Origin of the sequence: Flavobacterium sp. CHNK8 (assembly GCF_019774515.1) — a bacterium.
Taxonomy (GTDB): domain Bacteria; phylum Bacteroidota; class Bacteroidia; order Flavobacteriales; family Flavobacteriaceae; genus Flavobacterium; species Flavobacterium tiangeerense.
In genome coordinates this window covers 1,153,816-1,166,395 of record NZ_CP081492.1, presented here as the reverse complement: position 1 = coordinate 1,166,395, position 12,580 = coordinate 1,153,816, and the positions used below count along the sequence as shown (strand labels likewise).

The window sequence follows — 12,580 nt, the reverse complement described above, 5'->3', positions numbered from 1 at the left end:
AACAAAAAAGGCTATCCCGTTAAGGATAGCCTTTTTAGATTTTTATTGTTTTGAGAAGATTTATTGCATAGATACAATAATAAACTCACTTCTTCTATTGGCTTGGTGTTGTGCCTCTGTACAGTTTGATTTGTTCGTTGGTTCACATCCACAATCGTTTACAAGTTGTGATTCACCGTATCCTTTAGCGGTTAATCTACTAGCAGCTATACCGTTTTTTACCAACCATGCCTTAGTTGATTTAGCTCTTCTATCAGATAGTGCTTGGTTGTATGCTGCGGTTTGTCTGCAATCTGTATGGGATCTAATATCGATGGTCATCTTTGGGTATTGTTGCATCACTGCTAATACTTTTTCTAGCTCAAATGCCGCATCTTTTCTAATAAATGACTTGTCTAAATCAAAATAAAGTATTGGAATATCCAAGGTCTTAGCTAAGTCTGTACCCACTTCAATAACTTTTTTTCTTGGCTCTAAGGCCAATGGACCTTTTGTTGCTCCAGATACTTTTGCTATTACAATCTTATTCTCTTTGGTTTCATACTCTGGCTTTTCGCCACGTAAATAATATGTGGTTCCGCATGTTACCTCAAAGCTGTAGGCTCCTGATAATGGAGTGGTGATTTCTTTAATCAAATTAAAATTCGCGTCAAACAAACTTACCTTGGCATTGGCCAAGACTAAATCTGTATCTTGATCCTTTATTATTCCTTGAAGTACTTGATTACAAACAGGAACAGGAAATTTATTGAATCTATAGATGTCATCAGATCCTAATCCACCCTCTCTATTAGAGGTTACAAATCCTTTTTTATTCTCTGCATCAATCACAAATGAAAAATCGTCTTGAGTACTGTTTATAGGTGTCCCTAAGTTTTCAATGGTACTACCAGGAGTTTTTGAGGATAAATCCATCACAAACACATCTAACCCACCTAGTCCTGGGTGGCCATCACTGGCAAAGTACATTTTGTTATCTGCTGAGATATACGGAAAGGTTTCTCTTGCCTCTGTGTTGATAGGCAATCCTAAATTCTCTGGTGTCCCGTAGGTGCCATTAGCATTGACGCTTACTTTAAAAAGATCTGACAATCCCTTGGTACCTGGCATGTCTGATGCAAAATACAAAGTTTTCTCGTCTACACTCAGCGCTGGATGCGCTACACTGTACTCATTACTGTTAAAAGGTAGCTCTTGTACATTGACCCATTTTCCATTTTCGTTCGTGGCCTTGTAGAGTTTTAATAATATAATACGTCTGCTGTCTTTTTGCTTTTTCCCGTTTAGGTAATTATTACGCGTGAAATACATGGTTTGACCATCTTTGGTAAAAACAGGTGTTGACTCATGAAATCTACTGTTGATGTTTTTATTAAACACCTCTGGTTTACCCATACTACCATCTGTACTTATCTGGGAGCTGTACAAGTTGGTGAAAGATTCATTGTTCCACTTGAACACTTTCTTTGTTACTCCACCTGTATCTCGCGCCGAGGCAAAAAGTAAGGTGTTGTTGTAGTAAGCACTACCGTAATCTGAGTACGAAGAGTTGATTCCTGCATCAAAAATTTCATATTTTCCTGAATTTTCCTTGATGTCTTTTAAGTAATCGCGCTGACTTGCAAATAGTTTCCCTCGCTGGTCTGTGGCTGATTTTGCTATGAATTGCTCTAACATTTTATCGGCCTTAGCATAATTCCCTACGGCTTTTAATGATTGAGAATATCTGTAATAGTACTCTGGCTCTTGAGTGGGATTCATCTCAAAAAGTGCAGTGTACCACTTCTCTGCCTTGATCAAATCGGCTATAAAGAAATAGGAGTCTCCTAGCTTTTGAAACATTTTCTCGTCCTTGTAGCCTTTATCTGCTACTTTCTCATAAGTAGCTATAGCATCAACGTAAGAATAATTTTCGAAGTTTTTATCTGCGGTTGCCACTCCTTTTTTTTGTGTATACCCCATTACTGTTGATACTAAAAAAACTACACAGCATCCGAAATGTTTGGCGCTTAATTTCATAACGTTATATTAAATTAAAAGAATCTAGGTGATGTAATTTTATTATAAGTTTTGAATATTTCGTAACGAAGAAATATTTCATGTGATCCAGAATTGTAATTAGCCAATCGTGTGGTTTCCATATCGTATGCATACCCAATAAACCAAGAATCTGATACCTGAAAGCCTACCATGGCACTCAATGCAGCACTCCAGCGGTAGGCAGCTCCTACTGTAAACTTGTCATTAAACAAGAAGTTAGCCGATAAATCTACCTGTAAGGGTGCGCCTTGAACCATCTTAGTCATCATGGCGGGTTTGAACTTTAAATTGTAATCTAAATCAAATACGTGACCTGCTGTTAAGTAGAAGTTTACGCGTTCTCGGGCTATGTAAGAACTAGCTCCTACCCCTGCGTACTTATCAAAATGCTTTGTCTCAAGTAAATTAGGCACAGAAAGCCCGATATAGCTTTTATCAGAATACAAATAAAGACCTATTCCAATATTAGGTGAAAACTTATTGTCTATATTGTTCTCAAAACTATAATCATTAGGATCATACTGATTCAACTTATCAAAATTGACATTCAATAGATTTGCTGAGGCTTTTAATCCAAAGGAGAGTTTGAAGTCTTCTGAGGTATTGATGTAGTATGAAAAATCAACTGCTAGATTGCTCTCATCAGATGGCCCTATCCTATCATTTATGATCGACACTCCTAAACCTACTTTAGTATCATTGATAGGAGTATTAATAGAGGCAGTATTCGTTACTGGTGCCCCATCTAGCCCTACCCACTGGGTGCGGTGTAGGGCAAAGATGTTCATGGACTGACGCGAACCTGCATAGGCTGGATTTATATTGATCGAATTGTACATGTACTGTGTAAACTGAGCATCTTGCTGGGCATTTACTATACCCGAGAGTAAGAGTACCATTACTACTACTAATTTTGTCTTCATATTGCTTCCATTTTTAAACTTATGAGCTTTATTTATTATCTGTTGATGTATAAGTATCCTGCTTTTTCAAAACTAGTGGCTGCACTGTCCTTATATCTCAAGATGTAATAATACGTTCCCTCTGGTAACTCTTCGGATTGTTTGATGGTTACTCTTCCTTCTGAAACGCCTCTAAAGGCTCTATCATCATTGTTGTATCCTGTTCTTTCAAATACTAAAACTCCCCAACGGTTGTATATCTCTACCGTATTGTCGCTGTAACATTCAAGTCCTCTAATGCGGAACACTTTGTTGTCTCCATTTCCATTTGGTGCTACTGCATTAAACACTTCGATCACGCATCCTTGAATAGCAAGTACAGTTGGTCTATCACTTAAAGCACTAGAATCATCTGATAAATCACTTACTACTAATCCTAGAGGCGTAACTCCTGTTGCGGTTGCTTGGTTGGTTACGCTTCCTAAATTGATGTCGGATTGTTTCAAGCGATACACTCCTTGATAGGCTGTATTGTTTGTCGCTCCTACTGGCAATAAAGATATGCTATTACCCGATAGTATCAAACCTGGTAAAACATCGGTAACCGTTACATTGTTTAATGGCGTGTTTCCTGTATTGCTTACCGCAAAACTGTAGGTAATGGTCTCTCCTGCTTGTGCAAAACCATCTCCATTTTCGTCATTGAATACGGCTGTTTTAACAATGGCAATCATTGGCGTTTCTGCAATAACAACTGTAACTGTGGCTGTGGTACAATTCAACGGATTAGAGCCCGTTTCACATACTTGATACGTAATGGTATACGTTCCTGCTATTGTATTTGGCGCTACGGTTAAGTTTCCATTAGCATCTATACTCAATGGACCACTTGTTACTGGCGTCACATCGGTATTGGCAGCTGTAACCGGCACTCCGTTAATGGTATCATTTGCTAGAACATTTCCTCCCGTGGCTGGTAGTGTATCATTATTGGCTACAATAACATTGTTTACCACCACCGTTGCGGTAGCTGTGGTGCAATTTGCTGGTGTTGCACCTACTTCACAGATTTGATACGTTATCGTATATGTGCCACTTGGGGTATTTGGTGCTACTGTTAAATTACCATTTGTATCTATACTCAATGGTCCATTTGTTACTGGAGTTACATCAGTATTAGCTGTAGTTACCGGTACTCCGTTTAACGTATCGTTACCTGTTACATTTCCTCCAGTAGATGGGAATGTATTGTTATTGGCTAAAATTGGGTTTGCTACAACTACTGTTGCAGTAGCTCGTGAACAATTTGATGGTGTTGCTCCTACTTCACAGATTTCATATACTACTGTGTATGTTCCTGATGGTGTGTTAGGAGCTACTGTCAAGTTTCCATTAGCATCTATACTCAATGGACCACTTGTTACTGGTGTTACATCGGTATTAGATGGTGTGGATGGTACGCCATTAACAGTATCATTTAATGTTACATTACCGCCTGTTGGTGGAAATGTAATGTTATTGGCAACAATGATATTGTTTACTACAACCGTTACTGTAGCTGTGGTACAGTTTGCAGGTGTCATTCCTGTTTGACAAATTTCATAAACGATAGTGTAGGTACCACTTGGTGTATTTGGCGCCAATGTTACATTTCCAGCAGTATCTATACTTAATGGACCATTATTTACTGGTGTCACAACAATATTTGTCATGGTTGCCGGTGCTCCATTTACACTATCATTTCCTAACACATTCCCTCCTGCTGCTGTAAAAGTATCATTACTAGCAACTAATGGATTTACATAATTAACAGTAACCGTAGCTGTGGTACAATTTACTGGTACCGCTCCTGCTTCACAAATTTCATACGTGATGGTGTACGTACCATTTGGTGTATTTGGCGCTACTGTTAAATTTCCATCTGCATCAATACTCAATGGTCCATTTGTTACTGGAGTTACATCAGTATTAACTATAGTTACCGGTACTCCATTTAAAGTATCGTTTGCTGTAACATTTCCTCCTGCAGATGGAATTGTATCTTCGTTAGCTATGATTGGGTTGTATATTACAACCGTTATAGTAGCTGTAGTACAATTCGATGGGCTTACATTAACTCCTGTGGTCGTATCTGACTCACAGATGGTATAGGTAACCGTGTAAGCTCCCGTTGGGGTATTCGCTGCAATGGTTACATTTCCGTTTGCATCTACTAAAATTGGTCCCGTAGTGATTGGCGTAACATTCGTGTTTGTCGTGGTTACGGCAACTCCGCTTAAGGTATCGTTTCCTAATACACTTCCTGCTGCTACTGGTGTAGTACCCGAAGCTAATGGTGCTGCTGGTGTTCCTAAAGTATCGTTTCCTGCAATGATTTGACCCACTACGTTTACGGTTAGCGTAGCTGTAGTACAATTCGATGGGCTTACATTAACTCCTGTGGTCGTATCTGACTCACAGATGGTATAGGTAACCGTGTAAGCTCCCGTTGGGGTATTCGCTGCAATGGTTACATTTCCGTTTGCATCTACTAAAATTGGTCCTGTAGTGATTGGCGTAACATTCGTGTTTGTCGTGGTTACGGCAACTCCATTTAAGGTGTCGTTTCCTAATACACTTCCTGCTGCTACTGGTGTAGTACCCGAAGCTAATGGTGCTGCTGGTGTTCCTAAAGTATCGTTTCCTGCAATGATTTGACCCACTACGTTTACGGTTAGCGTAGCTGTAGTACAATTCGATGGGCTTACATTAACTCCTGTGGTCGTATCGGACTCACAGATGGTATAGGTAACCGTGTAAGCTCCCGTTGGGGTATTCGCTGCAATGGTTACATTTCCGTTTGCATCTACTAAAATTGGTCCTGTAGTGATTGGCGTAACATTCGTGTTTGTCGTGGTTACGGCAACTCCATTTAAGGTGTCGTTTCCTAATACACTTCCTGCTGCTACTGGTGTAGTACCCGAAGCTAATGGTGCTGCTGGTGTTCCTAAAGTATCGTTTCCTGCTATGATTTGACCCACTACGTTTACGGTTAGCGTAGCTGTAGTACAATTCGATGGACTTACATTCACTCCTGTGGTCGTATCTGATTCACAGATGGTATAGGTAACCGTGTAAGGTCCCGTTGGGGTGTTCGCTGCAATGGTTACATTTCCGTTTGCATCTACTAAAATTGGTCCTGTAGTGATTGGCGTAACATTCGTGTTTGTCGTGGTTACGGCAACTCCATTTAAGGTGTCGTTTCCTAATACACTTCCTGCTGCTACTGGTGTAGTACCCGAAGCTAATGGTGCTGCTGGTGTTCCTAAAGTATCGTTTCCTGCTATGATTTGACCCACTACGTTTACGGTTAGCGTAGCTGTAGTACAATTCGATGGACTTACATTCACTCCTGTGGTCGTATCTGATTCACAGATGGTATAGGTAACCGTGTAAGGTCCCGTTGGGGTGTTCGCTGCAATGGTTACATTTCCGTTTGCATCTACTAAAATTGCTCCCGTAGTGATTGGCGTAACATTCGTGTTTGTCGTGGTTACGGCAACTCCATTTAAGGTATCGTTTCCTAAAACACTTCCTGCGGCTACTGCTGTAGTACCTGAAGCTAATGGTGCTGCTGGTGTGCCTAAAGTATCGTTTGCTGCAATGATTTGACCCACTACGTTTACGGTTACCGTAGCTGTAGTACAATTCGATGGGCTTACATTAACTCCTGTGGTCGTATCTGACTCACAGATGGTATAGGTAACCGTGTAAGGTCCCGTTGGGGTGTTCGCTGCAATGGTTACATTTCCGTCTGCATCTACTAATATTGGTCCCGTAGTGATTGGCGTAACATTCGTGTTTGTCGTGGTTACGGCAACTCCATTTAAGGTATCGTTTCCTAAAACACTTCCTGCGGCTACTGCTGTAGTACCTGAAGCTAATGGTGCTGCTGGTGTGCCTAAAGTATCGTTTGCGGCAATGATTTGACCCACTACGTTTACGGTTAGCGTAGCTGTAGTACAATTCGATGGGCTTACATTAACTCCTGTGGTCGTATCTGACTCACAGATGGTATAGGTAACCGTGTAAGGTCCCGTTGGGGTGTTCGCTGCAATGGTTACATTTCCGTCTGCATCTACTAATATTGGTCCCGTAGTGATTGGTGTAACATTCGTGTTTGTCGTGGTTACGGCAACTCCATTTAAGGTATCGTTTCCTAATACACTTCCTGCTGCTACTGGTGTAGTACCCGAAGCTAATGGTGCTGCTGGTGTTCCTAAAGTATCGTTTCCTGCAATGATTTGACCCACTACGTTTACGGTTAGCGTAGCTGTAGTACAATTCGATGGGCTTACATTCACTCCTGTGGTCGTATCGGACTCACAGATGGTATAGGTAACCGTGTAAGGTCCCGTTGGGGTGTTCGCTGCAATGGTTACATTTCCGTCTGCATCTACTAATATTGGTCCCGTAGTGATTGGCGTAACATTCGTGTTTGTTGTAGTTACGGCAACTCCATTTAAGGTATCGTTTCCTAATACACTTCCTGCTGCTACTGGTGTAGTACCCGAAGCTAATGGTGCTGCTGGTGTTCCTAAAGTATCGTTTCCTGCAATGATTTGACCCACTACGTTTACGGTTAGCGTAGCTGTAGTACAATTCGATGGGCTTACATTAACTCCTGTGGTCGTATCTGACTCACAGATGGTATAGGTAACCGTGTAAGGTCCCGTTGGGGTGTTCGCTGCAATGGTTACATTTCCGTCTGCATCTACTAAAATTGGTCCTGTAGTGATTGGCGTAACATTCGTGTTTGTTGTAGTTACGGCAACTCCATTTAAGGTATCGTTTCCTAAAACACTTCCTGCGGCTACTGCTGTAGTACCTGAAGCTAATGGTGCTGCTGGTGTGCCTAAAGTATCGTTTGCTGCAATGATTTGACCCACTACGTTTACGGTTACCGTAGCTGTAGTACAATTCGATGGGCTTACATTAACTCCTGTGGTCGTATCTGACTCACAGATGGTATAGGTAACCGTGTAAGCTCCCGTTGGGGTGTTCGCTGCAATGGTTACATTTCCGTTTGCATCTACTAAAATTGCTCCCGTAGTGATTGGCGTAACATTCGTGTTTGTTGTAGTTACGGCAACTCCATTTAAGGTATCGTTTCCTAATACACTTCCTGCTGCTACTGCTGTAGTACCCGAAGCTAATGGTGCTGCTGGTGTTCCTAAAGTATCGTTTCCTGCTATGATTTGACCCACTACGTTTACGGTTAGCGTAGCTGTAGTACAATTCGATGGGCTTACATTCACTCCTGTGGTCGTATCTGATTCACAGATGGTATAGGTAACCGTGTAAGCTCCCGTTGGGGTGTTCGCTGCAATGGTTACATTTCCGTCTGCATCTACTAATATTGGTCCCGTAGTGATTGGCGTAACATTCGTGTTTGTTGTAGTTACGGCAACTCCATTTAAGGTATCGTTTCCTAATACACTTCCTGCTGCTACTGGTGTAGTACCCGAAGCTAATGGTGCTGCTGGTGTTCCTAAAGTATCGTTTCCTGCAATGATTTGACCCACTACGTTTACGGTTAGCGTAGCTGTAGTACAATTCGATGGGCTTACATTCACTCCTGTGGTCGTATCTGACTCACAGATGGTATAGGTAACCGTGTAAGGTCCCGTTGGGGTGTTCGCTGCAATGGTTACATTTCCGTCTGCATCTACTAAAATTGGTCCTGTAGTGATTGGCGTAACATTCGTGTTTGTTGTAGTTACGGCAACTCCATTTAAGGTATCGTTTCCTAAAACACTTCCTGCGGCTACTGCTGTAGTACCTGAAGCTAATGGTGCTGCTGGTGTGCCTAAAGTATCGTTTGCTGCAATGATTTGACCCACTACGTTTACGGTTACCGTAGCTGTAGTACAATTCGATGGGCTTACATTAACTCCTGTGGTCGTATCTGACTCACAGATGGTATAGGTAACCGTGTAAGCTCCCGTTGGGGTGTTCGCTGCAATGGTTACATTTCCGTTTGCATCTACTAAAATTGCTCCCGTAGTGATTGGCGTAACATTCGTGTTTGTTGTAGTTACGGCAACTCCATTTAAGGTATCGTTTCCTAATACACTTCCTGCTGCTACTGCTGTAGTACCCGAAGCTAATGGTGCTGCTGGTGTTCCTAAAGTATCGTTTCCTGCTATGATTTGACCCACTACGTTTACGGTTAGCGTAGCTGTAGTACAATTCGATGGGCTTACATTCACTCCTGTGGTCGTATCTGATTCACAGATGGTATAGGTAACCGTGTAAGCTCCCGTTGGGGTATTCGCTGCAATGGTTACATTTCCGTCTGCATCTACTAATATTGGTCCCGTAGTGATTGGCGTAACATTCGTGTTTGTTGTAGTTACGGCAACTCCATTTAAGGTATCGTTTCCTAATACACTTCCTGCTGCTACTGGTGTAGTACCTGAAGCTAATGGTGCTGCTGGTGTTCCTAAAGTATCGTTTCCTGCAATGATTTGACCCACTACGTTTACGGTTAGCGTAGCTGTAGTACAATTCGATGGGCTTACATTCACTCCTGTTGTCGTATTTGATTCACAGATCGTATAGGTAACCGTGTAAGGTCCCGTTGGGGTATTCGCTGCAATGGTTACGTTTCCGTCTGCATCTACTAAAATTGGTCCTGTAGTGATTGGCGTAACATTCGTGTTTGTTGTAGTTACGGCAACTCCGCTTAAGGTGTCGTTTCCTAAAACACTTCCTGCTGCTACTGGTGTAGTACCTGAAGCTAATGGTGCTGCTGGTGTACCTAAAGTATCGTTTCCTGCAATGATTTGACAAGCAGTAAACACTGTACTGTTAATTACATTAGCATAAGATCCTGTATAAGTAGCTGCTGGTAAATTAACTGTACCATTAGCATTTACAGGCGCTACTGAACCTCCGGTTTGACCAAATTGCTGTCCCGTAGCTGCACTTGTAGTATTGTTATAGTACTCATTAGAATCTGAACAACCGTCATTATCTGAATCTAGATCTAAATTATTAGGAATAGTATCTAAATCCGTATCACATTCTACTCTTGCGAAGAAAGAATAAGCTACAAGATCTCCTGATCCAATATTAGAACCCGTTACATTTATAGAACTGATTAAATTGGTCCCTACACCAGCAAGCATTATCCTTTGATCATCAATAGCTCCAACAGAAGTAATTGCACCAGATAAAGCATTATAATTTAGATCAGGATTAACACTAGCTAGAGTTACTAATCTAAAGTTATTATTTGCAGCACCTCCATTTACACTGAAAGTATAGGAAGCAGCATTACTTGAGGCCGTTAAACCATCAACATCACCAATATTAAAAGCAATTTGATTGGCAGGTACTGGAGTACTAAAATTAACTGTGAAATTAGCGCTTCCGCTTTTAGCGTAGCGTTGCTCTCCACCTGAAATATTTACGTAAAAATTTGTTTGATTATCTGTAAGAGTAGCAACATTAGTTTGAATGACAGCACTTGGAAACGTGTAAGTAACATTTGAAGCAGTGCTCCCTTTCCAAACACCATTAGAGTTTTGAGCCAAATATCCTTGGCAATCTTCAACAATATCACGAATTCCATCATTATCATCATCTAAATCTACAAAATTCCCAACTCCATCATTGTCGCTATCTGGTTGAATAGCAATACTAACTGTAGATGTATTATTCCCTAATACAGGGTCTGTTTCATTTCCAGCAATAGTTGCTGTGTTAATATAACTTCCTGAAGCATTTACTCTAGCCACTATAGATAGAGTTGCATTTCCACCGTTGGCTAAATCACCTATTGACCAAAGGCCTGTAGTGTTGTCGTAAGTGCCTACTGAAGGTAAAGCGCTATCAAAAGTATAACCTGCTGGTAAAATATCTGTAACATTAACACCTGTTGCTGCTCCTGATCCCAAATTACTTGCCGTTAAAGTAAAGGTAACATTGCTGCCCACAATTGGCGTAGGGTTATTAACCGTTTTACTAATTTGCAAATTAGCATTTGTCAACCCCTCAATTAAATTCAAAAATACACCTGAATCTAAGAAAGCATCACCTGCATCAGCAATAACAACCTTAAAGGTATAAGTCCCACCAGGAGTTAAATTATTAACAGTTCTTGTTATAAACCTTGTAATACCATTAAACTCACTGAAAATAGGAAAAGGTCCTGGTTGAGGATCAGTGTTAGCTACAAACGCCCCTCCTGAAACAGCAGTGGTATGTCCGTTATTTATGTATAAGGCAGATTGTGTACCATCATAAGCCGCCACAGGAGTCGCTCCTGCTATAACACCAGGAAGACCAGCGTTTATTTTGTTGATAGATGTAGGACTGCCGGCTGGAGTAGTGGCTAAATTTCGAGTACCTGTAATACCAGGCCCCGAAATAAAAAAACCAAACGCATCATCAAAATTTGTACCTACATAATCCGGATATTCTTCGGACCCAAAATGATACCCAATTCTTAAACCAGTTATGGTAGGCCCTAAGGTAATCGTAAAAGTATAAGCCACTAGATCTCGAGTAGCCGTTGGATCAATTGTAGATAAATTGGCATCTGAAAGAGTAGCGCCTGCAGCTGGAAAAGCAGATTGCTGGGTAACAGTATTCCTGTTTGTCAACTCTAATGTTGTATTTCCTGTACTGAAATAGGCACCACTAGGAAAACCAAGACCTGCACCTGTAATACCATTTGTAAAAGTAGCCACTTGGTTTGATCTTAAAGTAGCTCCATTTGTTTGAGCACCAACCAAGGTACCCCCAGTAATGACAATACCTGGACCCTGTAGGGCGAGGTTAATTTGCGCATTGGTAGGGTTAGTATTTGCAGTAACCTGAGCACTACTATTTACCGTATACAAGAAACATAATAAGAATAAAAATATGGGTACTTTAAAAATAAATGAAGGTAATTGTATATTCATAATAATTCACTTTGTTAATTTATACTAACTATATGAAATCCTAGCTTAAAATTATTAAAAAAATCTTTTAAAAATTTATGATTTAAATCAAAATTGTATTCAATTACAAAAATTAAACTTAATACCAATTGCCTCTAAAAAAATTAAAAGTAACCTTGTGATACAAATACGTTAAAATCTTGTTAACAATTTTCTTTAAAACTGTAAAACTAAAATATATTTTAAAAATTAACTAATCAGATGATAAAAAGTAGATTAAAAGCATTTTTAATAGATAATCAACACTGATCAATAAAAAAATGGATCTCTAAATACATGAATTAATATAAAAAACACCCAAAATATGGAGCCATAACTATTCCACTTAAAAAAATCCTACGCTCATGAAAAGCCTAAAAAAACTCTTTATAAATTTAAAATTTAATTCAAAAAAAAAATATTCTAAAACGATGAATGACGCAAAAGTGTAGATGAAAAGAAATCTATACCAAAACTAAATACTTAAAATAATCTTGTATTTAATAACCAATAAAAACTAAATTCATTCAAACAAAACAAATTCCTATTTTGTAGAATTAAATTTTATCAATACTTACTACTAACAGCAATTAAAATGGATCAAAAAAAAAGACCGTCATTAAAGACAGTCTAAGAAATATTGGTAATAAATAATTTTAAACATTG

3 protein-coding genes are annotated in these 12,580 nt (G+C 40.0%); all 3 read right to left on the bottom strand.

The features are described 5' to 3' along the window. Positions 1-60 precede the first annotated feature (60 nt). From K5V07_RS04995 to K5V07_RS04985, 3 genes are read right to left on the bottom strand one after another with little or no spacing between them, the layout of a single operon-like run. Positions 61-2,019: an OmpA family protein gene (locus K5V07_RS04995; protein WP_221916626.1), complete on the bottom strand. Its 1,959-nt coding sequence runs from the start codon at positions 2,017-2,019 to the stop codon at positions 61-63. A 14-nt stretch (positions 2,020-2,033) separates the two neighbouring features. Continuing rightward, positions 2,034-2,963: a type IX secretion system membrane protein PorP/SprF gene (locus K5V07_RS04990; RefSeq protein WP_221916042.1), complete on the bottom strand. Its 930-nt coding sequence runs from the start codon at positions 2,961-2,963 to the stop codon at positions 2,034-2,036. Positions 2,964-2,998: 35 nt separating this feature from the next. Beyond that, positions 2,999-11,896 carry a choice-of-anchor L domain-containing protein gene (locus K5V07_RS04985; protein ID WP_221916625.1) on the bottom strand — a complete coding sequence of 2,966 codons (8,898 nt, stop codon included), beginning with the start codon at positions 11,894-11,896 and terminating at the stop codon, positions 2,999-3,001. Between the last annotated feature and the right edge of the window lie 684 nt (positions 11,897-12,580).